This window comes from Bacillus sp. FSL W8-0920 (assembly GCF_038593215.1).
GTDB classification, from domain to species: Bacteria; Bacillota; Bacilli; order Bacillales; family Bacillaceae; genus Bacillus; species Bacillus pumilus.
The window spans coordinates 1,369,200-1,393,266 of the sequence record NZ_CP151974.1 but is presented as its reverse complement, the minus strand read 5'-3'; the positions used below and the strand labels follow the sequence as shown (position 1 = coordinate 1,393,266).

30 protein-coding genes are annotated in these 24,067 nt (G+C 39.5%); 9 read left to right on the top strand and 21 right to left on the bottom strand.

Translation table 11 applies throughout. The annotated features are described in order from the left end of the window. Positions 1–49: 49 nt before the first annotated feature. A complete protein-coding gene (locus tag NSS78_RS06880; RefSeq protein WP_050945137.1) occupies positions 50–967 on the top strand; it encodes a hypothetical protein in 918 nt (305 codons plus the stop codon). 52 nt (positions 968–1,019) lie between these two features. Here NSS78_RS06880 and rok read toward each other — a convergent pair whose 3' ends face one another. The 3 genes from rok to ahpA all read right to left on the bottom strand — a co-directional run bounded on the left by rok (position 1,020) and on the right by ahpA (position 3,155). Next, positions 1,020–1,601 carry a transcriptional regulator Rok gene (gene rok / locus NSS78_RS06875; RefSeq protein WP_003210851.1) on the bottom strand — a complete coding sequence of 194 codons (582 nt, stop codon included), beginning with the start codon at positions 1,599–1,601 and terminating at the stop codon, positions 1,020–1,022. A 470-nt stretch (positions 1,602–2,071) separates the two neighbouring features. After that, the gene (locus NSS78_RS06870) at positions 2,072–2,530 is read right to left on the bottom strand and encodes a TlpA disulfide reductase family protein (RefSeq protein ID WP_003211884.1); all 459 of its coding nucleotides are present in this window, start codon (positions 2,528–2,530) and stop codon (positions 2,072–2,074) included. Between the two features lie 82 nt (positions 2,531–2,612). Further along, on the bottom strand, positions 2,613–3,155 hold the full coding sequence (gene ahpA / locus NSS78_RS06865) for a biofilm-specific peroxidase AhpA (RefSeq protein ID WP_003211758.1): 543 nt from the start codon (positions 3,153–3,155) through the stop codon (positions 2,613–2,615). 271 nt (positions 3,156–3,426) lie between these two features. On the opposite strand from ahpA, the gene NSS78_RS06860 reads away from it, so the two are divergent. Then, positions 3,427–4,233, top strand: a complete 807-nt coding sequence (locus NSS78_RS06860) for a mechanosensitive ion channel family protein (protein WP_137054698.1) — start codon at positions 3,427–3,429, stop codon at positions 4,231–4,233. 29 nt (positions 4,234–4,262) lie between these two features. Here NSS78_RS06860 and NSS78_RS06855 read toward each other — a convergent pair whose 3' ends face one another. From NSS78_RS06855 to fadH, 15 genes are all read right to left on the bottom strand, one after another. Then, complete coding sequence (locus tag NSS78_RS06855) at positions 4,263–4,505, bottom strand: YkuS family protein (RefSeq protein ID WP_003211408.1); 243 nt, start codon at positions 4,503–4,505, stop codon at positions 4,263–4,265. A 50-nt stretch (positions 4,506–4,555) separates the two neighbouring features. Continuing rightward, the gene (locus NSS78_RS06850; protein ID WP_050782659.1) at positions 4,556–5,734 is read right to left on the bottom strand and encodes an N-acetyldiaminopimelate deacetylase; all 1,179 of its coding nucleotides are present in this window, start codon (positions 5,732–5,734) and stop codon (positions 4,556–4,558) included. 34 nt (positions 5,735–5,768) lie between these two features. Beyond that, the gene (dapD, locus tag NSS78_RS06845) at positions 5,769–6,479 is read right to left on the bottom strand and encodes a 2,3,4,5-tetrahydropyridine-2,6-dicarboxylate N-acetyltransferase (protein WP_003212204.1); all 711 of its coding nucleotides are present in this window, start codon (positions 6,477–6,479) and stop codon (positions 5,769–5,771) included. A gap of 109 nt (positions 6,480–6,588) precedes the next feature. Continuing rightward, on the bottom strand, positions 6,589–7,014 hold the full coding sequence (locus NSS78_RS06840; protein WP_229200389.1) for a flavodoxin: 426 nt from the start codon (positions 7,012–7,014) through the stop codon (positions 6,589–6,591). A gap of 49 nt (positions 7,015–7,063) precedes the next feature. Further along, on the bottom strand, positions 7,064–7,957 hold the full coding sequence (locus NSS78_RS06835; RefSeq protein WP_095117790.1) for a hypothetical protein: 894 nt from the start codon (positions 7,955–7,957) through the stop codon (positions 7,064–7,066). Further along, positions 7,947–8,423, bottom strand: coding sequence for a flavodoxin (locus tag NSS78_RS06830; protein WP_003212484.1), 477 nt, complete (start codon positions 8,421–8,423; stop codon positions 7,947–7,949). Before NSS78_RS06830 ends, NSS78_RS06835 begins: the two co-directional genes overlap by 11 nt. A 186-nt stretch (positions 8,424–8,609) precedes the next feature. Next, positions 8,610–9,032 (bottom strand): DUF4275 family protein, encoded by a 423-nt coding sequence (locus NSS78_RS06825; protein WP_050945468.1) that lies wholly within the window; start codon positions 9,030–9,032, stop codon positions 8,610–8,612. Between the two features lie 111 nt (positions 9,033–9,143). Then, a complete protein-coding gene (locus NSS78_RS06820; protein WP_003211236.1) occupies positions 9,144–10,025 on the bottom strand; it encodes a LysR family transcriptional regulator in 882 nt (293 codons plus the stop codon). Between the two features lie 96 nt (positions 10,026–10,121). Beyond that, positions 10,122–10,565 (bottom strand): cyclic-di-AMP-binding protein CbpB, encoded by a 444-nt coding sequence (gene cbpB / locus NSS78_RS06815; RefSeq protein ID WP_003210874.1) that lies wholly within the window; start codon positions 10,563–10,565, stop codon positions 10,122–10,124. A gap of 146 nt (positions 10,566–10,711) precedes the next feature. Beyond that, the gene (abbA, locus tag NSS78_RS06810; RefSeq protein ID WP_003210802.1) at positions 10,712–10,903 is read right to left on the bottom strand and encodes an antirepressor AbbA; all 192 of its coding nucleotides are present in this window, start codon (positions 10,901–10,903) and stop codon (positions 10,712–10,714) included. Positions 10,904–11,052: 149 nt separating this feature from the next. Beyond that, a complete protein-coding gene (locus tag NSS78_RS06805; RefSeq protein WP_003212504.1) occupies positions 11,053–11,568 on the bottom strand; it encodes a ribonuclease H-like YkuK family protein in 516 nt (171 codons plus the stop codon). Positions 11,569–11,715: 147 nt separating this feature from the next. Next, on the bottom strand, positions 11,716–11,958 hold the full coding sequence (locus NSS78_RS06800) for a DUF1797 family protein (protein ID WP_003212254.1): 243 nt from the start codon (positions 11,956–11,958) through the stop codon (positions 11,716–11,718). Between the two features lie 183 nt (positions 11,959–12,141). Further along, on the bottom strand, positions 12,142–13,038 hold the full coding sequence (locus NSS78_RS06795) for a manganese catalase family protein (RefSeq protein WP_003210823.1): 897 nt from the start codon (positions 13,036–13,038) through the stop codon (positions 12,142–12,144). A 303-nt stretch (positions 13,039–13,341) separates the two neighbouring features. After that, positions 13,342–14,562: an EAL-associated domain-containing protein gene (locus tag NSS78_RS06790; RefSeq protein WP_321999033.1), complete on the bottom strand. Its 1,221-nt coding sequence runs from the start codon at positions 14,560–14,562 to the stop codon at positions 13,342–13,344. 64 nt (positions 14,563–14,626) lie between these two features. Then, positions 14,627–15,391: a 2,4-dienoyl-CoA reductase gene (fadH, locus tag NSS78_RS06785; RefSeq protein WP_003211125.1), complete on the bottom strand. Its 765-nt coding sequence runs from the start codon at positions 15,389–15,391 to the stop codon at positions 14,627–14,629. A gap of 136 nt (positions 15,392–15,527) precedes the next feature. Here fadH and NSS78_RS06780 point away from each other — a divergent pair, with 136 nt between their 5' ends. The 5 genes from NSS78_RS06780 to NSS78_RS06760 all read left to right on the top strand — a co-directional run bounded on the left by NSS78_RS06780 (position 15,528) and on the right by NSS78_RS06760 (position 18,947). Beyond that, complete coding sequence (locus tag NSS78_RS06780) at positions 15,528–16,385, top strand: metallophosphoesterase (protein WP_050945144.1); 858 nt, start codon at positions 15,528–15,530, stop codon at positions 16,383–16,385. 156 nt (positions 16,386–16,541) lie between these two features. Beyond that, on the top strand, positions 16,542–17,039 hold the full coding sequence (locus NSS78_RS06775; RefSeq protein ID WP_034619946.1) for a L,D-transpeptidase family protein: 498 nt from the start codon (positions 16,542–16,544) through the stop codon (positions 17,037–17,039). A 73-nt stretch (positions 17,040–17,112) separates the two neighbouring features. Next, positions 17,113–18,390, top strand: coding sequence for an MFS transporter (locus NSS78_RS06770; protein WP_212045814.1), 1,278 nt, complete (start codon positions 17,113–17,115; stop codon positions 18,388–18,390). Next, complete coding sequence (locus NSS78_RS06765) at positions 18,391–18,552, top strand: hypothetical protein (protein ID WP_170965988.1); 162 nt, start codon at positions 18,391–18,393, stop codon at positions 18,550–18,552. A 179-nt stretch (positions 18,553–18,731) separates the two neighbouring features. Next, positions 18,732–18,947: a hypothetical protein gene (locus NSS78_RS06760; protein ID WP_050945147.1), complete on the top strand. Its 216-nt coding sequence runs from the start codon at positions 18,732–18,734 to the stop codon at positions 18,945–18,947. A 195-nt stretch (positions 18,948–19,142) separates the two neighbouring features. Here the strand turns inward: NSS78_RS06760 and NSS78_RS06755 are convergent, their stop codons facing one another. Further along, positions 19,143–20,039, bottom strand: a complete 897-nt coding sequence (locus tag NSS78_RS06755) for a DMT family transporter (RefSeq protein WP_003211579.1) — start codon at positions 20,037–20,039, stop codon at positions 19,143–19,145. Between the two features lie 112 nt (positions 20,040–20,151). Here NSS78_RS06755 and NSS78_RS06750 point away from each other — a divergent pair, with 112 nt between their 5' ends. Continuing rightward, complete coding sequence (locus NSS78_RS06750; RefSeq protein ID WP_327840594.1) at positions 20,152–21,045, top strand: AraC family transcriptional regulator; 894 nt, start codon at positions 20,152–20,154, stop codon at positions 21,043–21,045. A 225-nt stretch (positions 21,046–21,270) separates the two neighbouring features. After that, on the top strand, positions 21,271–21,732 hold the full coding sequence (locus NSS78_RS06745) for a YkyB family protein (protein WP_012009774.1): 462 nt from the start codon (positions 21,271–21,273) through the stop codon (positions 21,730–21,732). Between the two features lie 33 nt (positions 21,733–21,765). Here NSS78_RS06745 and NSS78_RS06740 read toward each other — a convergent pair whose 3' ends face one another. Both NSS78_RS06740 and NSS78_RS06735 read right to left on the bottom strand, forming a co-directional pair. Then, entirely contained in the window at positions 21,766–22,674 is a 909-nt protein-coding gene (locus tag NSS78_RS06740; protein ID WP_212045812.1) for a chemotaxis protein, read from the bottom strand. A gap of 73 nt (positions 22,675–22,747) precedes the next feature. Next, positions 22,748–24,058, bottom strand: a complete 1,311-nt coding sequence (locus NSS78_RS06735; protein ID WP_212045811.1) for an MFS transporter — start codon at positions 24,056–24,058, stop codon at positions 22,748–22,750. Positions 24,059–24,067: the final 9 nt, after the last annotated feature.

The following is a 24,067-nucleotide window of genomic DNA, read 5'->3' as shown; positions in this document are numbered from 1 at the left end:
CTCTCATCTCGCATACTTTATTGGTAACATGAATAAGGAGGGTCTATCGATGAACAGGCGCCATGCTTCTCCCCTATTCCATGACCTATCTCAAGAGAATTTATACTTAAAAGCGGAAACAGCCAAATATCAACAAATGATCTCTGATTTACAGTCCTCATATACGTATTCTAAAAACAAGAAGTTAACTCAAGAATATCACGAGATGAAAAAGGATTACACGCAATTAAAGCAACAATTGGATGAAATGACCATTGATCAAGATCATGCAGCCTCAAAAATACAGGATCTTTCCTACAGCAAATCTGAATTATTACATAAAATAGTCCTTCTTCATGAAATGCTCCAAAAAGAAACCTTTCATAGAAGGAAAGAAACGGAAGAAAAACACCGGCTGCATTTAAAAGTCATCAAATATAAAGAAATCTCTCAACAATTAAATGAACGGGTGCAAGATCAAGATAAACGGCTTGCAAAAGAGGAGAAAAAAGGAAATACTTTATCCGCTGTGATTGAGAAACTGCAGCAAACATTAGGTGATAAAAACGCAGAGCTCAATCTATTACAGGAAGGCGTAAAACACCTGCAGGAGCGTTTTTATGAAACACAAGAGAAATTACTGCAAATTGAAAAAGCAAAGGAAGCGATTTTTTATGAAACGCTCACAAGCTATCAAAAGCAGTTAGCCGAAAGTGAGGAATGGATCGCATCTCATTTTGCTGATATTGACCAGTCAGCTCAAACAAATTCACAGCCATTCTCTCGAGACAGCCTCCTGCAAACAACGGAAGAAATTGAACCCATCTTGAAAAAGTTGAATGAACAAGTTCAAACGCTACAAGCACAAGTCGATGCGGTGCAGCAAAATGGAGATGTCATGACAGTAAAGATTGAAGGCTTCAAAAAGCAGCGTGATCACCTGTCAAAGGAACGAAAAATTGTCTATACTGTTGATCAAAAAAAGTAATTCTCGCAATAAAAAAACTGCTGGCTTTTTTCGTCAGCAGTTTCTTTTTTATTTATTCGTCTTCTGTTTGAATATCGCCTTCTAAAATATACTGTCCGCGATATGGCTTTTTCACTTCAGGATACATTTTAATTAAGCTTTGCATAAACGTTGTCATATTTGGAATTTCAAGACCGCTCTCTTTTTCAATTTCTTTTTGAAGTTCAGAGCTTTTAATCGCTGCATTATGACGCTTTAACGTTTTAATCGCAGCTTCGCGAAGCTTAGCTGCCTTTGAACCAGGGCGAGCTGTGCCTCTTCTGCGTCTTGTAGATCCTTCAGGAATACCTACAGGTGCACCGTTTAGCTGTCCTGTTCCTAAAGTTGATACAGCATTTGATTGTGATTGTGCAGGCGGCTGGTAGCTTCTCATTTCTTGTGCAGCCAGTTCAGCTAATACAGGCAGTGAATCCGTTTTTCTTTCTGTACGCACTTCTTTTTTTGTATCTGACACTAGACCTGTTCCATGACGGTCTAATTCTCTTAATTTTGCATAAATCGTATCTCGCTCAATTTGATATTCACGGATGACCTTTACTTCTGCTTCGTTTAATTGTTCCAATCGTAATCGTAACGCTTCCCTCTCATTAAACAATGGATTTCCCCCTCATCATATAAAAAATATTCTATAGTAAATATTAGATTAGAAAACTAATTTTATCAACTATTTTTTTATCATTTTACAGTTTGTTATCAGATAGGTATTTTCAACTAAAATTTTGCCAAAGAGGAACAATCGGCATCCATTTCATTGCCACTAAAGGCTTTTGACAAACCTTAAAATATTGTAAAAAATTTGAATAAACACTTATACTACTTGATTTACATCGTTATTTACCAAACTGAAATTTCTTTTGTGCAAAAACGTTCTGAATAGTAAAAAGTTAAAACCTTTACATTTTCATTTCAAAACAAAAATGTAAATAGGTCTTTAGACCTTTTTGTTTCAGGAATATTTTTTAATAAACTCCCCCAATTTCTCTTTTCTTAGGAAGGCGAAGTCCATTCCGTGCAATAGGTCGCCTATTTTTGTCCATGAAAAAACCCCCATTTATGGGGGAAAGCCTATTCTGCAGCCTTTTCAGACTCAGAAAGCACTCGATTGACACGTTTCTCAAGCATTTTCATTCCGCTTCCGCCAGCTTGGAAGTGGCGCAGAGCACCTGTTTTATCAAATACATAATATGCTGGTACATATTCATTTTCAAAGGCTTCTGTTAACTTATGATCACTATCCACAAAAATTGGCTGCGTGATTTCATGCTCTTTCGCAACTTCCTTGATCTTATCCAGATCTAGGTCATCCTCTGATCGCGGCATATGAACGGCTATCACGTTTAGTTGATCCTTGTATTCATCACGGAATTGATTGACTTGAGGCATTGCCTCTTTACAAAGATGACAGCTGACTGACCAGAAATGAATCAATGTTGGTTTGTCACCAATTAGATCTTCTTTTGTTACTTCTCCATTTAACCATTCTTTTGCACCAGTTAGTTCTGGCATTGGTTGACGTAATTTCATTATGAAGCGCCTCCATCCATTGTATGTGTCGAAACAAAAAGGTCTAACATTAGTTAGACCCTCCTGTTTCTTCAGCTATCAATTAAAGTGTTTTTTGACCAGGCTTCCAGTTCGCTGGGCAAAGTCCACCAGTTTGTAATGCTTGAAGAACACGTAATGTCTCATCTACATCACGACCGATATTGTTGTGGAATACTGTTTGATATTGAAGTTCGCCTTCAGGATTGATAATGAATAGACCGCGAAGTGCAATTCCTTCTTCTTCAATTAAAACGCCGTATTCTCTAGATACTGTGTGGTTTGTGTCAGCAGCTAGCGGATATTTCAATTCGCCTAGACCATTGTCTTTACGGTCTGTGTTGATCCAAGCAAGATGCGTATGGATTGTATCAGTAGATACACCAATGATTTCAGCATCTAAATCTTCGAACTCATCATAACGATCGCTCATTGCTGTAATTTCAGTTGGGCAAACAAATGTGAAATCCATCGGATAGAAGAAAAGAACTGTCCATTTGTCATTCTTCATGTTTTCTTCTAGACTTACTTTACCAAATTCCTTGTTAGCAAGTACTGCTTCCATTTCAAAACGTGGAGCTTGTTTTCCTACAAAACGCTCTGCCATATGTAAATCCCTCCAAAAATAATATCTTTATACAGACTTCTAAGCTGTATATAAAATGAGAATCAAAAGTTGAAATTCTCATTTAGTTAATAACTTCACAATTACAATTATAATACTTAAGCGGTTTTTAGTCAATATTAATTAATAATAAATTTAATTAACGATTTGTCACAATCTCTTGCTTCACTTAACAAAAGTTTAACATGTCTTGCAGAAGGGAACAAATGATTAGCTTCTCTATTAGAGCATACATAGAAAGGTTTTGAAGATCATGAAAGCATTTGAACAAATAGATTGGGTTTCCATTATCCTCAATAGCAGTATGATTTTGCTAAAACTAATCGCTATTTTTGTGATTTATTTTATCATCAGAGCCATCGGAAATAAGATGATTAAGCGTGCCTATTCCACTTTCTCTGAAAGGCATGACGTCTCTTTATCAAGAGCTCAGACGCTGCAAAGTCTCACGCTAAATATTTTCGCCTACATATTGATTTTTATTTTAGTTGTCATGATCCTCGACTTATTTCATTATAACCCGACCGCTTTGCTAGCTGGCGCAGGCGTTGTGGGGCTTGCAATCGGTTTTGGCGCTCAAGGACTAGTGAGTGATATTGTGACAGGATTCTTTATATTATTAGAGAAACAATTCGATGTGGGAGAATACATAACAGTTGCTGGCTTTGATGGGATCGTAGAACAAATTGGACTTAGAACCACGCAGCTTCGAAGCTTTGACGGCACCCTTCATTTTATTCCAAATCGAAGCATATTGAACGTGAGCAATCATTCAAGAGGGACTATGCAGGCACTCGTTGATATCGAGCTATCTCCAGAAGAGAATGTGGATCAAATGATCACAGCCCTTCAAGCTGCGTGTGATGAGGTACGAAAAGACATTCCTCAAATTATCGAAGGCCCTCAAGTTGTCGGCGTGGAGGCGTTTGGATCCTCTTCCCTTGTACTGCGCATCATTGCAAAAACCGAAACAATGGAGCAATGGCGGGTAGAACGAATCTTGCGCAAAAAAATGAAAGAAGTACTCGATATAGAAAAAGAGCAAAAAGAACCGGGATGATCATCTACCGGTTCTTTTTCTTGTTTGTTTTATTGAACACGCTGTTCTACTTCTTGACAAATTTCATCAGCCGTCATACCAGACGCGGTAATCACAGATGCCTTTGTCGTTGTGTCTGAAATGCCAAGAACATTTGAATCTAGCCCTGTGACTACATAGCAGTCACACTGATCCATTTGCTGTTCATTTTGAATACGTACGACGTCATACCCTTTTTGCTTCAGTAGTTCTTCTACATCGGATAAAGATGGTTCTACACCAATTCTTGTCATAATCAAGAACACCTCCTGTTCATAAGGTGTACAGGAGGTAGCTTGATTATTCATTCACCTGCTTGCTTTTTGAAATAAGCCGTCATAACGTTTACTGCGGTTTCTATCGCTTTTTCATCAGGCATAAGTTTTGCATGATGCAGGCCATATTCTGAATCGACCCCTAACCAAAACATGAATCCAGGGTATTTTTTCAGCATGTAGCCAAAATCTTCTCCTGTCATGGCTTCTCTGCATTCAATCACATTCGCAAGCCCTTCTCCGGCGACATATGACATAAATTCCTCTGTCAGTTCCTTTGAATTATCCACTTCGTAATAAGATGAAGGGTATCGCACGGTTGCCTTGCATTCGTAGCCAATTTCAATCCCTTTTGCTAGTGCTTCAATTCGCTTTCTCACTTTTTCCATAGATTCTGGTGAAAGTGTACGAATGGTGCCATCAAGCTTTGCATGCTGTGCAATGATATTTTGAGCCGTTCCCCCGGTAATCGTGCCAATCGTGATGACCGCACTATCAAGAGGATCGACATTACGAGAAATAACCGATTGCAACTGACCTACAAGTGCGCTCGCTGCCACAACCATATCATTCGCTAAATGAGGGTAAGCAGCGTGTCCGCCTTTTCCTTCAAGATCTATCACAAGCTCACTCGTATTGGCAAAAAGCAGCCCTGGCTTTGTGGCTATCGTTCCGACAGGATATTCAGGTGCAATATGCAGTGCTGTAATAAAATCTGGCGTCCACTTTTTCAGCACATCACTTGTAAGCATCGGTTCAGCTCCGCCTGGACCTTCTTCTGCCGGTTGGAACATAAATAATAGATCTTCTTTGATTGGCTCATGAACGAAATGATCAATGATCCCAAGTGCGATGGTCATATGCAGGTCATGTCCACACGCATGCATCTTCCCTTCATGTACTGATTGAAATGGATACCCTGTGTCCTCAGGAATTGACAGACCGTCCATATCTGCACGATACGCAAATACGCGCTCAGGATTTGTTCCCTTTACTTTGACAAAAAGTCCAGTTCGCCATGTTTCTATCTCAACTCGATCTTTTGAATAAGCACTAAGATGATTGATGAGGTACGCTTGTGTTTTGAATTCCTTAAAACCAAGCTCAGGGATTTGATGTAAATCTCTTCGAATGGATATCAATTGCTCACGATTTAACAAGTGAACTCGCTTCCTTTCCTCTATACGAATAAGACGTGGATATATCATCCACGTCTATGTCTTCAGCTGCGAATTGTATGAATTAAAGCTGACGCAGTTCTTGTTTAATTTCTGTTTTACCTTTTGTTTTTTCATCAATGTCTTTGATTTTCTTTGCAGGTGTACCTGCTACAACTGTGTAAGGCTCTACATCGTTCACAACGATCGCACCAGCAGCTACGACTGCACCTTTACCAATTGTTACACCTTCTAGAACTACAGCGTTCGCACCGATGACAACATCATCTTCTACGACAACTGGTTTAGCAGATGGTGGCTCAATGACACCTGCAAGAACAGATCCAGCACCGATATGACAGTTCTTACCTACTGTCGCACGGCCGCCAAGCACCACGTTCATGTCAATCATCGTACCTTCGCCGATCACAGAGCCGATATTAATAGAAGCCCCCATCATGATGACTGCATTATCACCGATTTCAACTTGGTCACGAATGATCGCACCTGGCTCAATACGCGCTTTAATGTTCTTTAAATCTAACATCGGGATTGCAGAGTTGCGGCGGTCATTTTCCACGACAACATCTTCAATTTTGTCTTTGTTCGTTTCTAGCGCTTCTTGAATGTCGCTCCACTCACCGAAAACAACTCCGGTGTTTCCTGTGATGAACGTTTTTGCATGTTCACCAAACTCAATACCTTCTAAATCACCTTTGATGTAGACTTTGACAGGTGTTGATTTTGTACTATTTTGAATAAATGAAATAATTTCATTAGCGTCCATTTGTTTCATGTATGTATGTCCTCCTCTTAATTTATACTTCATTACTGTACCAAAGGAGAGTTTTAATGACAAGTGAAAGAGTTGACTCTTCAATGGAAAATAAAACAAGCGGGACTGATTACCCCGCTTCCTGCTGGTGAAGATGAACAAATTGTTTGCCAAAAGAAATCAATTTCTCTTCTTCTTCTCCTTCTGGATTTAGCTCGATCTTGACGGATGGCAGGACAATGTCACCGCCAAGTTCCTTCACTTTTTCTTCGATTAGGTCAACAGCTCCGCAAAAATGCTCATAAGATGTATCCCCGGAACCGAATACAGCAAATGCTTTTCCCGTTAAATCAAGCTCTTCCATTTCTTCATATAAATCAATAAAATCATCAGGAAGGTCACCATCTCCCCATGTGTACGCACCTAACATAATGTGCGTGTAATCATTGAGAAGCTCTGCATCAATATCCATCGCTTCATGACGGTCCACCCTGGCTCCTGCTTCTGTTATTCCTTTTTCAATTAGATCTGCCATCGCTTCTGTATTCCCAGACATCGTGGCATACACGAGTAAAACCTTTTCTGTCACTTTTTCTTCCTCCTTATCAATGAATCAATGCCGGCTCCTCATATGGTCTTACAAACTTGCTCTCATATAAACCAGCACAGAAAAAGTTTTCATTTTGATTGGCTACACGAAAACCGTGTCCTTTGATCGTATCAAACCATTTGAGCTCTTTTTGCTCAATATCAAGCTGATACACTTTAGAAAACCCGTGTTCGTCTTGTGAAGTCGTCACATACACAATGCCATTATCCTCTGACACATCCAAAAATGATTCCTCTCTAGCAAAGGCTTGTGATTGAATATCATGCAGCATATTGGTATGTAAATCTAAAATTTGAACAGATCCCTTTTTGCCTTTTTTTGATCCCAATGCGCAAACAAGCAGATGCTCCTGACAGAGCAGCATAGAAGCTGTCATCCGGTGCTCCTCTCTGTTTAGGAGGAAAACCTGTTCACTCTCCAAGTCATACACCCATATTCCTCCGTGAACATCATGAATCTGTGTTCCAATATAAAGGTGATCACCTGCAGCACATAAGGAACGAATGACAGGCGGGTGGTTCACATGAGCAAATGGCTTCATAATTTCCCAGGAAATCCCGAAATCATTTGACACATAAATACTATGTTTTCCATGTGCACACACAAACCCATCTTTGCGTCCTGTAATAGACCAAACGACTGCATTTGTTGGAAATGATGATAGCGCCCATGTATGACCTTCATCTCCTGATCTAATCACTGTGCCATTTTCACCAACACCGAATAAATAAGGTCCAATATAGCTGATGGCATGAATTTTATGCTTGAGCTTAAACAGTTGCTGCCACCCGCTCTCCACACTGTAGTGAAAAATACCTTCACGTTTTACAGCGACAAAGTATCCACCGTTTTTAGATGCAGCAACAGCTGTCGCTCCTTTATGAAACATGGTTTTCAACTCGTTTCTCAGATAGCGCCGCCCACGTTAAAAAGCTTGTCGCAAATTCCTGACAGCACGCCACATCCTCATCGGTATCAGGCGCAAGCTCCATTTTCAATGTTTCAGGAAATACAGATGCACCGGTTGATTTGAGCATGTCATGAAATGTATGAACAGCCTCACAAAACTTCGGGTAGCTGTAATCTCCAGATCCGAACACAGCTGCTTTGATGTCACTTAGTTCAAGCGTGGAGACCTCTTCATAAAAGTCCTCAGCTTCATAAGGTAAATCACCATCACCCCATGTATAAGAACCGATGAACACATAATCGTATGAAGAAAGATCCTCTGCGCTTGTATCATCAAATTCCAACATCTCTGTATCGATCCCTATTCCTTCTAGTGTTTGCTTTATGATCGCTGCCATATCTTCTGTATTACCAGACATACTCGCAAATGTAATTAGTGCTTTCATCTATCGGTCACCCCATCTAAATGATAATCATTTTCAATTATTATATGTACACTTTAAATGATAATGATTTTCATTGTCAAATGATTTCATAAAAAAGCTTTGACCAATCAATACGATAACCCAATGAAAAACCCGCTCATTCCAATTGGAAGGCGGGTTTTTCATATCGAAGAGATCATCGGTTTCTCATTCGTTCGTTTCATCTATTTGAATAAAATATGGACCATAATCCGTTTCATGCGTCATCACAAATGTCCATTTTTCATTCCAATCCATCACATACATATCGTTATAATCCATATGATTAGATTGATATGGTAAATCATTGATTAAAAGAGAGCTGGCATTTTCGAAAAGATACGCCTCGTCAACAAATTGATAAAAAACAGTACACTTATCCTTTGATTGTTGAAGAAATGCGTCTATCGCTTCAGCATTTTCAAGGCATGTAACCATTCCAAAACTGCATAAATGCCATAAAAAATCATCTATTGATATCTCGTTTTGTTCTTTCATTGAAAGATGACTAGCAAAACGTTCACGCCACCTCACGCGCAAATGATCTCCCCATTCTGGTTTGTTCATTTTGATTAATTGATTGTTTTTCATAAGATCGAAGTCTCCTCTATGATTCGCTCCATCTATCTGTTGCTTTGATATGCGTGCAATAAGTAAATGATCATTCACCTAAAAAAGCACCTTTCTTTTCCAAGAAGGTACTTACACCGCATCACTTTCAAGCATTTCTTTGACCACACCGACAAATGCTTGCACTTGTTTTAATTGAAAAGAAGCTTCATAGCCTAGCAGCCATGTGTCACGTCCGATTTGCTCTCCATTCACGTCAACAAGCGGTGTTTTATGAACACTTTTTTCGTGGTCGTATAAGGTGACCGAAGGCAAAATGGCGTAGCCGATGCCGTGGTAGGCCATTTGTTTACACGTCTCAATCTGGTCCACTAGAATCGTCTGCTTTGGAGACACTTTGAATTTTTGATGCCACCAGTGCTGGATTTCCTGATAATACGTGCTGTCGCTTTTAAATTGAATAAACGGGCGTTCTGTCTCGATTAACTCGTCCACGTCTTTGATAACGGAATCGACTAAATATAAATGATCTGTCATCAAATATTCCTTTGTTCCCTTCCAATCAGGGTTTCCGCGAATGATCCCAATGTGCACGTGGTCCTCGTATAAGCTTTTGAGCATTTCACTACTCCAGCCGGTCACAAGTGATACCTTCGCATTTGGGTACTTTTCGACATATCGCTTTAACACTTTCGGCAGCCAGTGCTGTCCAATAATGGATGCAACCGCAAGCTTTAGTGTACCGTGAATTTCCCCTTCAAGTTCATCGATTCTCTCTCTCACTCGATCTTGCTCAACCGTCACCTCTTTTGCAAATTGAATGATCTGTTCACCTGCCGAAGTCACGGTGAGCCCTTTCTGAGAACGAAAAAAGATTTTGGTTCCCCACTCTTTTTCAATCGTCTGCAATCTTTGGGATAAAGCAGGCTGAGAGACAAAGAGCCGCTCCGAAGCCTTTCTCATATTCAATTCTTCACTTAGCACAACAAGCATATGTAACTCCTGAAGCTGCATGGGCGTCCCCTTTCTCTCTATAAGTTTTTCTTATTCCATATGGTCATTATATAAATTATAGCTTATGAAGGCAAAAAAAATAAGCTGGGTTTCAGCTCATTTTTTCGCGGCATGAATCACTTCATTTAAGCGCTTTAATACAACACGTCGTGTAAATATTCCTTCAAAGACTTGCTCCTCATTTACGACACAAACAAATCCATTATTCGTTACAGCGTGAACGCCTTTTAGCACAGGATCCGTCGTTTTAAGCCTTGGGATATCAGTAAGCATAACCTCTTCTACCTTCAATTGGTCCAGCTTTTCGAATTCAATTCGTTCTAAACCAAAGATCTTATCCATGATCATATTCGTTCCAATTAACCCATGCAGGTGATAAGAAGGATCTAATACCGGGATGGCTGTATATCCTGTTTTTGTAAGGACCAATAGAGCATGCTCAAGGTTATTTCCAATTTGAACATGTGCCACTTTATCTGCATCAATCATATGCTCGGCTACTGTTGACTCAAGCAATTGAGTTGGTTCTATCTCTATCATGTTTCTTCGACCCCTTTTCTCTCAATCATCAATCATACATTCCCCTTTACCATTAAGCATAAACTAAAACGAAATTTGTCGAAAGATTTTTTCTGCATAAAAAAGATACTCAGCTCCCGAGTATCTAATAGAATGTTCAATCAATATTAATTCTCAAACCTTACTCTGTCATACAATGTGATCAACTGCTTATACGTATTGTCATCGACATTTTTTGTTCCACATTCTATATCATTGATCTCACTGCTTAGTAATTCGACAGCATATTCCTGATTCAGCAATACGTTTAATAATAGCTTTTTCTCTTCTTCATTAAAACGATTTTCGATGACGCTCATCCAACATCAGGCCCCCTGTTTCATATATGCTTTTATATTGATTAGCAGGCTTTTGAATGTCTGCTTCCTCTCTATACAGCTAGAATAAGGAACTAGAATCGAATCGTCAACCGCACGTTTCGACAAGGTTTGGAGAAAAATGACGGAATTTATTTTGTGTATCGATTGGCATAGCAAAATGCTGCGTATGAGTCGGGTTTTATTTTAGCTTCAATTCCCATAGCTGTGATCATTCCGGTCATTTCCTGGATCAGATCTTTTGTACTTCCTTTTTTGCCAATATCCAGATGGGCTTCAAAACGGAGGTCTGCCCCTTCCTCAGCAAACGGAAGAAGCAAATCCATCAGTTCTGTTAAAGGCCCCTCAAGGATGTCTGCACATACCTTTTGGCTAAACGCTGTCTCTAATGAAATTTTTTCTCTAAGGCTTTGCACAGGTCTGCTGATCACTTGTTGCGTGAGGCAGCCCCAAGCCCCTTTGCCAATCCGGTGGAGATGAATTGCAGTCATAAATCTTGTGACATTTTGATTGACCTGAGAGTCCGTACCAATTGATAACACATAGGCGGATCTAGGGTCTTTTCGAATAAAGTCTTTCATTCTCATGACGACATCAGAAAACGCTAAATGATCTTCAGAAAGATTGTAGTAAAAAGAATCACTCACAGAAAGGAACTCCTTTTTAATGGTCTCTTATCCGAAATATGCGCTGAATGATCATCTTCCATTTGTACACTGCGCCAATCATGACACATGTATATTGCCGCAAATAAACGAAGGAATCCTTAGAAAAAACATTTCATACGATTCAGCTTAGGATTGTAAAAGCTCAAAAATCTCAATCGAAATCATATCAATGTTGTCAAATGGGAAAGTATTTGGCTTATCCCCTTGTTGAAAAACAGTCAATTCAAACGTTTGATTCTTTTCGAAATACTTAACACTACAGATTTTCTCACCGTTCACTTCGAAATAACGCTGTGCCGGTTCGTTTGCAGCTTCTGCTGTCTCTTGAAGACTTTGCAGCCTTGTAATGATACCCATTAATTGTGACATTCTAAAAAAAGACTCCTTTCAAAAAAACAACTCAAGATGAACCCGTATTGATTATACACAAGTCCTACAAAGCATCATACCATAAAGTGTTCTCAGATGATATTTTTCCTCTTGAATTCAAAAAAAGAAAAAGAATCTGTTTTTTTAGTTTGAGTCTTTTTTCTAATCTCATGCACCATGTTTTTATAAACCCGCAGATCTCATCAGACGTTTGGCAATTTCGTCAAAATCCTCTTTGGAAATGCCTGGGGCAAACTCTTCCGGTAATTCTCTATAATCTGGCACAGGTGCTCCTTGCGGGGTGCCCTCAATCACTGTGAGCGGTTTTCCATCAATCGGATGACTGCCTTTCCAAATCTTATTAATGTCCTTGTAATCCGTATCACTAAATGTATACAGCTTTGTATGAACATTTTGATCTTCAAATTTCCTCGCTGAATCAAAGTATTTGTTGTCGAGGTTTGGGATTGGTAGCATCTTTCCTACATCTACACCTGTGGCTACCTCAAGCGCCTTTGCATATGCCACAACATGCACTCCGCCCCTGACGAGTAAATAGCCGATCATCTCTCTTGCTGTAGGATGATCTGTCATTTCATATACGCGCATTTTGTGCGTACGTGCTCCGCATTCTAGGAAGAAATTATGAAGGAGGTCAAGAATCAGGTTTCCGCTTGAGAACACATTCTCCCCGGTCCAAGGTTTTGCCATGGAATCAAACGGATAGCCTGTTTGAGCCGTTTGAATAAAATGCTGTGTATTTCGTTTATCGACAGCCGCTTTCATCGGTGTCGTATCTGGATCTCCGCCATGGGTGGTCCCTGTAATCATGAGATTCACAGCTGTGGTCACAAGTTCTACATGACCGAATTCTTCAGCCGTAATGCTGGATACGAGGTCATAAAACGGTTTGAGTTTTCGTTTTCCTCGAAAGTTAAAGGATTGAAACATGTAATTATTTAATGTGGACATTTCGCCGAATTTTCCGCCGAGTAATTCTTGCACAGCAGCAGCACCATTTGCATCTGGGTGATCTGGTCTTGGCAAATCAATCAGCAGCCGCTTGTCACGTTTGATCATGACGTTCCCTCCTACCGTCTAACTGTCATCACTTAAGATGTATGGAAGGATTGGGCTGTCCTATGCATGAGGCGAAGATGAAAAGCACAAAAAAAACTTGGCGGGGGTAGCGCCAAGTTTTTTGGATCTTGATCTGATAGAGGGGTTGGGGAACAGAGAGTAGCTTCTCTCTATAACTAAATGATAATGATTATCAGTTTCATTGTCAACCATTTTTTATTTCTTTTTTTCAATCAAAAAAAGCAGCCTAAAAGGCTACTTAGATTGTTAATAAATGGATAATACAATCTTCACTCTGTGCTTTTAAATTAATCCATCTTGCTCATATAAATAGGCATACGGAAGATCTATAAATAAATACATATCTCCCTCTAACGGGTAAGAAAACGTACGTATCCTCTCACCAGTTTCTAAATCGCTGTAAATATCACTGAAAAATCCTTTCCCGCTCATTCTCATTTGGAGAATATTTGCTAGGAAATAAGGACGCCAGCTCCAGTTTTTCTCGATATATTCAGGCTGGAACAACCATTCTTTTTCTTTTTTAAACACATTTCCAGTGATTTGAAAGCCTTCTTCATTACACATATAAATCCGAAAGCTGCAATCCGATAATTCTAATGCCAGCTTTTGGATGAGTTCATCATTTGTAGTGCATGATTTTTTTAAGGTCGTGACAGCTTGGTGAATTCGTTTATAAAATGTTTCAGAATGTTCGTAGACAGTTTGTAGTTTCTTTTTCTCATGCGCAATAAATTGCTGGAATTCTTCCCTCAGCTGATCTTTTCGTTTATTGCGGTCGATTAATTCCGCCGCCGGCTCGTGAAGATAGAACCCTTGAAAGTATCTGCCACCATTTCTCCAAGCATATTGCAGCTGAAAATTTGCTTCAATGTCTTCATAAATTAAAGCCGCCCCTATTTTTCTCGCAAGCAATGAAATGCTGTACAAGACATATTCATAGGAAGGAGAAGGAGCCGATGCCCTTAATGCGTGTAAATCTATTTTTAATAGATCGGGTGAGAGCAAGGCAATCCGGTCAAGATTGCTGCTTTCTTTTCCGATATTCGAAATGGCGATTTTAATACCATATGTACGAAAATACGTTAACGTATGGTAAAGCTGTTCAATATCGCCGCTAAACGTATGCTCTGTAAATTCGATAACAAACCGATTAAGTTGAATACCCCTTGCTTCATATTGCTTCAAGAGTTCTAAAAAGCTTTCACCATGATCAAGCATCAGGATATTGGCATCATGATTAATAAAAATGAGCAAATCATCATCTGCTGTTGTGAAAAGATCGAGTGCTTGCGTCAGTACTTTATGATCTACTTCCACTTTATATTCGTCAGGAATAGATGAATCCGTAAAGAAGGAGCCTAGGCTAACTGTTTCAGACTCGAGCTTCATTCTTCCTAAAACCTCATAGCCTATCACTTTTTGCTCTTCCGCACTGAATATCGCTTGATAGTGCGGGAAAACATCTTCAATATTCGTTAAAATATCCAATGGATCGACCATTTTCATCACCTGCTTCTCTCTTTGTGTGATTATAACACATCAAAAGCAGGTCTTACATCGTCATTCAAAATGGGGATTGGTTGAGCCATTGCCCCCCATCCATTGTGATACAATCTCCATTTATATAAGACGCTTGTTCAGATAATAAAAAGCTTGCAAGCTTTGCAATTTCCTCTGGTGTACCAAGTCTGCCAAGTGGAACACTATCTACTGTTCTTTGCGCTGCCTCTTCCGATTCCCATAGTTTATCCGCACCACCTGTTCTCTCGATTGGACCTGGCGCGATGGCATTAACGCGAATTCGATATTGCTTACCCCATTCCACTGCAAGCGTTCGAGTGAGAGATAAAACACCGGCCTTTGCTGCCGCTGAATGCGCCACACCTACACCAGCACCCCATGCATAGGTTGCCACCATATTGACCATACTTCCCCTTTTCTTTTGACGAATCCAGTAATTGCCCACTGCATGACTGCAAAAAAATGTTCCATTTAATACAATATCAATGACAGCCTTCCAGCCGTTAGGAGATAGTTTTTCTGCTGGAACTAAAAAGTTTCCTGCAGCATTGTTAATCAGAGCGTCCACATCTCCAAATGTATCTACCGCAAACTTGACCATTTGATCGGCATCCTCTGGGTTTCGTACATCCATTTGGAAGTAAGCGATCGAGCCGCCATTTTGTTTTATTTCATTTGCTACCTTTTCTAACGTTTCTTCTGTTCTTCCAGTAATCACGACATTCCAGCCTTCATGTGCCAAATGGACAGCCATCGCCTTCCCCATTCCGCTTGATCCCCCTGTGACAATCACTGTTTGTTTCGTCATTTGTTCTCCCCCTCTGTGGTTTTGAATGACTATTCATTCATTATTTCTATCATATCATGATTGACCCTAGATGCACCATATGGGAGATTCTTTAAATATGATGCTATACTTAATTTTATTTATAAAGGAGTCTTATATGAAGCAACTTTCTCGGAGACAGTTTTTAAAAGGAGCAGCTGGCGCGAGCATTCTCGGTTTTTTAGCTACAACATGTGGATACGGATATGCCAGATACATTGAACCACGCATGATCGATACCGTGTCAATGACCATTCGGGATGCTCAGCTTCCAGCTTCATTTGACCAGTTTAAAATTGCTCAATTTAGTGATGTTCATTTAAGTGATACATTTCCTGCGAAGGAATTAGAATCCGTCGTCCAGCAAATCAACGCTGAGTCTCCAGACCTCATTGTGTTCACAGGTGATCTCGTTGATTTTCAAGCATCGATTGAAGAGCATGAAAAAGCGAAAGCCTATTTGACTGAGCTCCATGCCCCGTTTGGTAAGCTCGCGATATGCGGTAATCATGACTACGGACCATTTGGCATTGATCTTTATGAGAATACGATGAAAGATTGCGGCTTTACAATATGTAAAAATGATGTGTTTCCATTAGAAAAAGAAGGGGCGCATATTCAGATTGCTACAATGGATGACCTGATGATGAGTGTGCCGGATTATGACCTGATTAAGCGAGAAGTATCATCTGATTTATTTACCTTGCTGCTCGTACATGAGCCTGATGCAGCATTGGAGCTGGATACAACCCCCATTAACTTGCAGCTTTCTGGACATACCCATGGCGGACAGGTGCAGCTTCCTTTCTACGGACCCATTCTCACAGCACCTTTTGGCCATACATATGTGGAAGGTTTATACGGAAGTTATCAGCACCGAATCTATGTCAACCGCGGACTTGGGACAACAAGACTGCCGCTTCGATTTTTAGCCAAACCTGAATTAACCTTTTTCACCCTCTCTTCTCGCATTTAGACAGAAGCCAAACCGCTTCTTTTTGCATATAGATAATCAAAGATCTTTCTCATGACAAATGTTAGGAGAAACCTTCCTTAGCCTGATTCCGTCCATATATAGATTGAGTGACAGGCATCATGGCTTCTTTTATTTGAGCAAAAGGAGTGTCCTTTGGTGTTGCGATATACGGTAAAACGCGGAGAAACGCTTGCTTCTATAGCGCTTGATTTTCGAACAACAACAGAAGCTTTAAAGGCTGCAAACCCTTCACTGCAAGGCCGAGAGCCGTTACAAAATGAGGTCATTATCATTCCTGGTCTGCCCGATCCTAATACGATCCCTTACCGCATCTCTGTTTCGATTTCAAGCAAACGTCTCGTTTTGTTTTCTGGATCAGAGCTGATTCGGTCGTATCCGATTGCAACAGGAAGAATTTTAAATATGACACCGACAGGTTCTTATTATATTGTGAACAGACAGCCAAACCCAGGAGGTCCCTTTGGCGCCTATTGGCTAAGCCTCTCGAAAGTTCATTACGGCATCCACGGTACGAATAACCCGTCTTCAATTGGTAAAGCTGTGTCTAGGGGATGCATTCGTATGTATAATCAGAATGTCATCGAACTTGCTTCAATCGTTCCAAATGGAACACCTGTGACCATTAGCCAGTAGGAGAAATCAATTGTATGAATGCTTAAAATTTTATATGATATAAAGTGGGATCTTCAGGTTAAGGAGCGTATTTATGGATATTTTTAAAAACAGAAATTTTGTTCGTCTCTTTTTTGCAGCACTTGCTTCGCAAATGGGGACAACAGTAGGCAATATGGCGTTTGCCTTTTATTTGCTCGATCATTTTAGTCATCAGCCCGCCTACGCCACATTAGCAGAGCTCATGTATTCACTTCCAACGATCTTTGTCTTTTTTATGGTCGGTGTCGTAGCAGATCGTTTTGATCGTAAAAAAGTCGCAGAGAATTGCGATTGGATACGAGCTGGGCTGACGATTGTTTTATTCATTGTTATTTATTTCAATTCACTACCTCTTATTTTCTTGATCTTGTTTATACGAAGTGCCATTACGAAGTTCTTCTATCCAGCTGAAGCCTCTCTCGTTCAGGCGATTTTAAATAAAGATCAATATGCAAAAGCCGCTGGCTTAAATCAAATGCTGTTTAGTTTATTCATGGTATTTGGTGTTGGAATCGGTGCGATTATGTATAAGACAATTGGACTTCACGGTGCCATTACCATTGATTTGATCAGTTTTATTGTGTCAGGCATCCTGATTCGTACATGTAACATTCCAATTGAAGCACGTCAGCCAAATGGACAAGCAGGCTGGAGAGGCATGACCATTAAAACGTCTCTAAAAGATTTTAAAGAAGGCATTCTTTACATTATAAAAAATAAATTATTGGCTTCTTTAATTTTTGGCTTTTTTGTTTTCGGTCTAGTCAATGGCGCATTTGCTGTACTTCCGATGTTTACAATGAAATATGGCCTTTCACCGGACCATTTTGAACTGCATACATCATTCTTTACAATCGCAATTGGTGCCGGTCTACTTGTTGGCAGCATAATGGGCTCTGTTCTCGCTAAAAAAGTAAAGATGCAATATCTCATGTCACTTCCAATTTTGGTTGCAGGCATTCTGATTTTTGTACTTGGTTCCACCCATACACTATGGTTGTTTTACGTCACATCGTTTGTCATTGGTACATGTATTGGCCCAGTCAACATTGTCATTGGCGGCTGGTTGCCGAGAATCGTCCACCCTCGTCTGATGGGACGTGTGTCAGGCTGGGTTGACCCACTTACCATGTTTGCTCAATCCATGACATTAGGTTTGATTGCGGTACTATTTCCAAAACTCATTACAAACGTTTCTTATATTTATTACGGAATGGGCGTTATTATTTTACTCGTTTTCCTTTTTTACTTCTTTACACTGCCAAAGTTCAGCAGAGAAGCTGACGACTTAGACGTGCAGCGTGAACTAAAAGGTCAGGGAGCGCAATAAATGAAGCAAAAAGGACTTTCTTCTATAGAAAGTCCTTTTTGCATGGCTGAAACACAAACGGCACTTATTTTTTCTGCTCATCGAAATGATTGGAAGCAAAGGATGAATCGAACGATCATCTATCACGTACACAATGCCTCCAACGACAAGTGCGACCAATAAAGGAGTTAACATATCTTCAATCTAAACAGTCCTGTCTGTTCTCATTAACTTTGATCTTATAACATATTTTTCTTTTTATGAAATAAAAGGAATGTGTATAAAATTGCAATATTTTTAATAAAAAATCTTTACATCTTTGGAAGTTTTATAGTAGTATAGTCAGGTTGGAGGTGAGGGGTATGCTAAAAAGTTATTATTTTATTCATACAAAAGATGATCAAGGTCAATATGTTGTACATACAGAAGATTGTGCATTTTTAGGTGATGCTTCAAGCCGTAAATTGATTGGTCTGCACATGAGTGGCGAGAGCGCCATTGATGAGGCTAAACAAATGACGAATGAAACTGATTTTAATGGTTGCTTCTACTGCGCTTATTCAAGTCATAAGAAATAGACCATGTGATTAAACCATATGTTCGGGCATGTTGTCTGGCATATGGTAAATTTTCAGGCGCAACATGAATACAAATTGAGAAACTACCCATTTATTTAAATAGGTAGTTATCACGAACTAATAGTTCACTTCATATATATTTCACCCAGTCAATTCTTCTTGCAATGAAAATCTCTCTTTGAACACCCTTCCTTCTCATTTTTTTGGCTGATATAATGCCATGAATAAAATCATGTATACAATACAAGCTGTCCCAGCCCATTGAAAAAAACCAAATGGCTCCTTTAACCAAAAAACAGTCGTGACAACTGCCGCAAGGGGCTCGACACTTCCAATTAAGCTTGACTCTTTCGGTGATAAATATTGCAAGCTTTCTATGTAAAACCAAAAAGCGATCATTGTACCAAATATGATAACAAACAATAAATAAACATACGCTTCAACAGGTAAATGCGAAAGATTTATCTTCCATGGCGGATGGACTAAGCTAAGGGCGGCTCCCCCAATCAGCATCGCCCAGCCGACAACGACTAAAGAATCAAATTCTTTTAACAGATTGATTGGATATAGCGTATAAAACGAAAGCGCTACAGCAGACAGTATTCCCCAAACCACTGCGACAAATGGAACGGTTAATGTTGAAACAGAACCATTCGTCAATAAGAGAAACATGCCCATGAACGCCAATGACACCGTCAGCATATCTCTTTTGGTAAAAGTAGATTGGCGGCGAAGTACTAAATACATGATAATCATAACAGGGGCCGTATACTGCAGAAGCGTCGCCACAGCTGCATTCCCAAGTTGAATGGATGCCATATAAGTATATTGAACAGCTAGCATGCCCATTACTCCAAATATCAGGACTTGCATAGCCGTCCTCTTCTTTTTCCACACACCAATTAGTTGCGCTCGTTCTTTTGTCATGAAATGAACAAATAAAAGCAGTCCACCTGAAATAAGCAGCCTGACAGTCACAAGCCAATTGACATAAATCCCATATTGCTGAAACAATTTTTGTGAAACAGTTCCTCCTACTCCCCAACAGATGGCACCAATCAGCACAAGCAAAATTCCCTTATTTCTATCCATTTCGTTCTCCTCAACTCTCAAACAATCATGATAATATAGTTGATAGTAGTTCACTTTGTTACATATTGATATATCAATTGAACATAAAAATAAAAGAATATTGAGGAGAACCATGAACAACCATCATTTTCTTGTTGACTACAATTTGAAAGAATTAACGGAGCATTCTACTACGACCTGGTCTATCGCTCTTTATCATACGAAAATTTGTGATCATAGAAGCGGCCGCATCCCTCTTCACTGGCATGACGAATTTCAATTTGTTTTTATTTTAGAGGGGGAAGCTGAATTTCACATCAATGAAGAGACGATATGTTTGAAGGAAGGAGATGGCGTATTCATCAATAGTGGCTGCCTGCATATGGCAAAAGATGCGAATGGGACAACTTGTACATATCTTTGTCTAAACGTTTCCCCACATTTCATCACAGCCAATGAATTATTTACCACTTTCGTTCATCCTTATATGCATGCGAGTCAGACACCTTATATTTTATTGAACCGAAAAGACCACTGGCCAAATCATATCTATCAATGTATTCAAACCATTCAGCGATTAATTGATGAAACTCCAGCATATTATGAGCTTGAACTCAATATTCAACTCATCACCATGTGGAAATGTTTATTACAAAATGGCTTTCAAATAAAATATGATGCACGGCAGCATGATAAAAATGAACGGATGAAACCTATGCTGAATTGGATTCACCAGCATTATCACGAAAAGGTGCTTCTTCAAGATATCGCTCGAGCAGGTCAGCTAAGCCGATCTGAATGCTGCAGATACTTCAAAGATATTCTAAAGAAGACACCTCTTCATTATGTGAATGAATATAGAGTTCAACAAAGTCTCATCCTGCTTCAAGAAACAGATTTCAATATAACCGAAATTGCTTACAAAGTCGGCTTCAACAGCACAAGTTATTTTATTAGTATGTTTAAAAGAATAAAAAATACGACACCTTTAGCATATAGAAAATTAAAAGCGCCGCATTCTTTGTAACTGAAACAGATTGAAGAAAAATCATGATGGATAGATACTAGTGTCTTTGCACACCATTCTGTCATTTTTATATACAAACACGTTTTAGAACCGTCATGAATGGCTATTGTAAATAAGAACAATGGAAATCCTATCGCTTTTTAAAATAAGTCTATTTGCAATTTACTAATAAAAACGTATAATTTATACTAAGCACAGGAAGACGAAAGACAAAGGAGAGAAAAAATGGACGATTATGCTCATACTAAAGACATAGAACCTACAGCAGAAAACATCGCAAAAGCCATTTATACTGTTAACCGCCATGCTAAAACCGCACCAAATCCCAAGTTTCTTTATCTTTTGAAAAAACGTGCGCTGCAAAAACTATTGCAAGAAGGTAAAGGAAGAAAAGTGGGCCTACATTTCTCTAACAATCCCAAATATAGTCAACAACAGTCCGACGTGCTGATTGAAATTGGAGATTATTATTTTCACCTGCCACCAACCAAAGAAGACTTCGAATTTTTGCCACACTTAGGAAATTTAAATCAATCATATCGCAATCCGAAAGCGAATATGTCATTAAACCGAGCAAAGCAACTGCTTCAAACGTATGTCGGTTTAAAAGAAAAACCTACCGCCACAAAACAAAAATCACATTATACAAAGCCCGTCTTCAAACGACTCGGGGAAAGTTATTTTTAAACAAAAAACCACTCATGACGAGTGGTTTTTCCTTTAGATAATAAAGTGATCGACTTTTTCAATCAGCTGATGAATTTCTGGTTTACTAATTTGATCATCTGCACCAATTGTTTCCCCTTTATGGCGCAAATCTTCAGTGATTAACGAAGAGAAGATAAGAATCGGTATGGAACTTGTTAAAGGATTTTCCTTCAACAGTTTCGTTAATCGGTGACCATCCATTTTAGGCATTTCAATATCTGTAATAATCATATCAATTTCTTCTGTCACAGTAATTCCTTTGCTGACAAGGTCCATGACGTGGTCATATGCCTGTTTCCCGTCTTCAAAGGTCACAATGTTTTTATAGCCTGCTTCGGTTAATTCATTTGCTAATAAACGCATGAGAAGCGGAGAGTCTTCAACGACATAAAGCTTCTTCCCTGTTCTTCTCTCGTCTTTCTCACCGTCAAACATATGATACGTTTCTACTCCAGAAGCGGATTCAATATCATAAATGATTTTCTCATAATCTGGAAGGAAAACCATTTTCTCATCAAGCTTAATGATACCGGTTAAATGACGTTCCATCCCTTGATTGAGTGCAGTTGGCTTTTCAATCTCTTCCCAGCTGACGCGGTGAATTTGTGATACCGTTCCTGTATGGAACACAAATTTCCGTTGGTTGAATTCAGTCACAATATATTTCTCTTGTTCTGACTGATCTGACTCGACATTAAAAAAGGAAAATAGATTGATGACTGGTAAAATCTCGCCTCGTAAACTAATCATCCCTTCTACATCTTGATGAGAGTGCGGTACTGCCGTCACCTCAACCGGCTGGATGATTTCTCTTACTTTCATGACGTTAATGCCGAATTGATTTGAACCAATTTCAAACTTCACAATTTCCAATTCATTGGTACCAGAGTCAAGTAAAATTTCTTGTTTGTTTAAAGCCACGGAAATCCCTCTATTCTTCAATATAAGATTGTACTTTTTATATCGGCAGCATAGGTAAAAAGTTGACGTTTCTTTACGCTTTCTCTCGTACGAATTGATGAATCACAAGTCCTATCGCTGCAAGAATAAGTAAAGACCCTAGCGCAAGGCGGCTTGCGAGGTTTCCGTGCTCTGCAAACAGCAGAGTGACTGACCCATAAATGATGGGTCCAATAATGGAAGACACCTTCCCTGAGAATGCGAAGAGACCAAAAAACTGTCCTCTCTTTTCCTTCGGTGTCAGCTCAATAATCAATATTCGTGATGCCCCCCAGCTTGCGCCGAGTGAAATACCGAATAAACTGCCAGCCACCCAGAAGACCCATTCCGTTGTGGCTGTGACAGCCAGAATCAGGGCAACGATCAAAATCACATACACGACTGTAATCGAGCGCTTTGCCCCAATCGCTTTTGTGATATATCCAAATAAAAAGGAGCCAATGATACTTGAAATGGTCGACACAAGATAAAGCAGAATAAATTGTCCAGCAGTAAAGCCAATGATGATTTTGGCATACACCGCCATCATCGCAATCGCTGTCTGTAGGGCATCATTCATAAAAAAGAAAGCAATCATAAAGATAAAAGCCGGCTTGTAATGTTTCATCTCTTTAAACGTGCGAATAATTTCTTTATACCCGCTGAAAAATGACGCCTTTTTCTCTGGCTGCGGCAGTGGATGAGGGTCTTTTACAAAAAAGAGAAATGGCAGGAAAAAGAGAAAGAATAATAGTGCTGTCGGAATAAATGCTTCATGAAATTGGTCATTGCCAACAAGTAAATAAACTGTGAGACCGACAAGTGTCCCTAAATAACCAACGGCAATGCCAAATCCAGAAATAAGCGGTATTTCATCCTTTGTCCCAAGATCGGGCAGGATGGTGTCATAAAACACTAGGCTCGAGTGATAGAAGAATTTTGCAATCACAAACAAGGTGACCACTACTAATAAAGAGACAGGCAGCCCAAACCATTCGCTTGAGAAATCAATCCCAGCAAAGATCCCCATCAAAAATGTACAAGCTATACATATTAGAGTAAACACTGTGATATAGCGCTTCTTTTTTCCTGTACGATCGATCAGGACTCCGTATAATGGTGTGAAAATGACGAGAAAAAAACTGGCTAGTGCGTTTGCATAAGAAATAAATGTACTAGCGATCTGATCCATTCTCGCACTGTCTCCGATTGTTTCCTGCAAGTAGAACGGGAAGAAAATGGTAATCATATTCGATGAAAATATCGTATTTGCAAAGTCATACAATGCCCAGGCCAAAATGGGTGCTGTCAAAAACAGACCGAAGCCTGCCCCTTTTTTCTGCATGGGCTTTTTCCCTGTTTTCAATCGTTTGTC

What these genes read in the sequence shown, in the direction of transcription:
- NSS78_RS06880 (WP_050945137.1), top strand. Translation starts at nt 50, where the DNA reads ATGAACAGGCGCCATGCTTCTCCCCTATTCCATGACCTATCTCAAGAG.
- NSS78_RS06870 (WP_003211884.1), bottom strand. Translation starts at nt 2,530, where the DNA reads ATGAAATTACGTCAACCAATGCCAGAACTAACTGGTGCAAAAGAATGG.
- ahpA (WP_003211758.1), bottom strand. Translation starts at nt 3,155, where the DNA reads ATGGCAGAGCGTTTTGTAGGAAAACAAGCTCCACGTTTTGAAATGGAA.
- NSS78_RS06860 (WP_137054698.1), top strand. Translation starts at nt 3,427, where the DNA reads ATGAAAGCATTTGAACAAATAGATTGGGTTTCCATTATCCTCAATAGC.
- NSS78_RS06855 (WP_003211408.1), bottom strand. Translation starts at nt 4,505, where the DNA reads ATGACAAGAATTGGTGTAGAACCATCTTTATCCGATGTAGAAGAACTA.
- NSS78_RS06850 (WP_050782659.1), bottom strand. Translation starts at nt 5,734, where the DNA reads ATGATATATCCACGTCTTATTCGTATAGAGGAAAGGAAGCGAGTTCAC.
- dapD (WP_003212204.1), bottom strand. Translation starts at nt 6,479, where the DNA reads ATGAAACAAATGGACGCTAATGAAATTATTTCATTTATTCAAAATAGT.
- NSS78_RS06840 (WP_229200389.1), bottom strand. Translation starts at nt 7,014, where the DNA reads ATGTCTGGGAATACAGAAGCGATGGCAGATCTAATTGAAAAAGGAATA.
- NSS78_RS06835 (WP_095117790.1), bottom strand. Translation starts at nt 7,957, where the DNA reads ATGTTTCATAAAGGAGCGACAGCTGTTGCTGCATCTAAAAACGGTGGA.
- NSS78_RS06830 (WP_003212484.1), bottom strand. Translation starts at nt 8,423, where the DNA reads ATGAAAGCACTAATTACATTTGCGAGTATGTCTGGTAATACAGAAGAT.
- NSS78_RS06825 (WP_050945468.1), bottom strand. Translation starts at nt 9,032, where the DNA reads ATGAAAAACAATCAATTAATCAAAATGAACAAACCAGAATGGGGAGAT.
- NSS78_RS06820 (WP_003211236.1), bottom strand. Translation starts at nt 10,025, where the DNA reads ATGCAGCTTCAGGAGTTACATATGCTTGTTGTGCTAAGTGAAGAATTG.
- cbpB (WP_003210874.1), bottom strand. Translation starts at nt 10,565, where the DNA reads ATGATAGAGATAGAACCAACTCAATTGCTTGAGTCAACAGTAGCCGAG.
- abbA (WP_003210802.1), bottom strand. Translation starts at nt 10,903, where the DNA reads ATGAGCGTCATCGAAAATCGTTTTAATGAAGAAGAGAAAAAGCTATTA.
- NSS78_RS06800 (WP_003212254.1), bottom strand. Translation starts at nt 11,958, where the DNA reads ATGTCACAATTAATGGGTATCATTACAAGGCTGCAAAGTCTTCAAGAG.
- NSS78_RS06795 (WP_003210823.1), bottom strand. Translation starts at nt 13,038, where the DNA reads ATGATCAAACGTGACAAGCGGCTGCTGATTGATTTGCCAAGACCAGAT.
- NSS78_RS06790 (WP_321999033.1), bottom strand. Translation starts at nt 14,562, where the DNA reads ATGGTCGATCCATTGGATATTTTAACGAATATTGAAGATGTTTTCCCG.
- fadH (WP_003211125.1), bottom strand. Translation starts at nt 15,391, where the DNA reads ATGACGAAACAAACAGTGATTGTCACAGGGGGATCAAGCGGAATGGGG.
- NSS78_RS06780 (WP_050945144.1), top strand. Translation starts at nt 15,528, where the DNA reads ATGAAGCAACTTTCTCGGAGACAGTTTTTAAAAGGAGCAGCTGGCGCG.
- NSS78_RS06770 (WP_212045814.1), top strand. Translation starts at nt 17,113, where the DNA reads ATGGATATTTTTAAAAACAGAAATTTTGTTCGTCTCTTTTTTGCAGCA.
- NSS78_RS06765 (WP_170965988.1), top strand. Translation starts at nt 18,391, where the DNA reads ATGAAGCAAAAAGGACTTTCTTCTATAGAAAGTCCTTTTTGCATGGCT.
- NSS78_RS06760 (WP_050945147.1), top strand. Translation starts at nt 18,732, where the DNA reads ATGCTAAAAAGTTATTATTTTATTCATACAAAAGATGATCAAGGTCAA.
- NSS78_RS06755 (WP_003211579.1), bottom strand. Translation starts at nt 20,039, where the DNA reads ATGGATAGAAATAAGGGAATTTTGCTTGTGCTGATTGGTGCCATCTGT.
- NSS78_RS06750 (WP_327840594.1), top strand. Translation starts at nt 20,152, where the DNA reads ATGAACAACCATCATTTTCTTGTTGACTACAATTTGAAAGAATTAACG.
- NSS78_RS06745 (WP_012009774.1), top strand. Translation starts at nt 21,271, where the DNA reads ATGGACGATTATGCTCATACTAAAGACATAGAACCTACAGCAGAAAAC.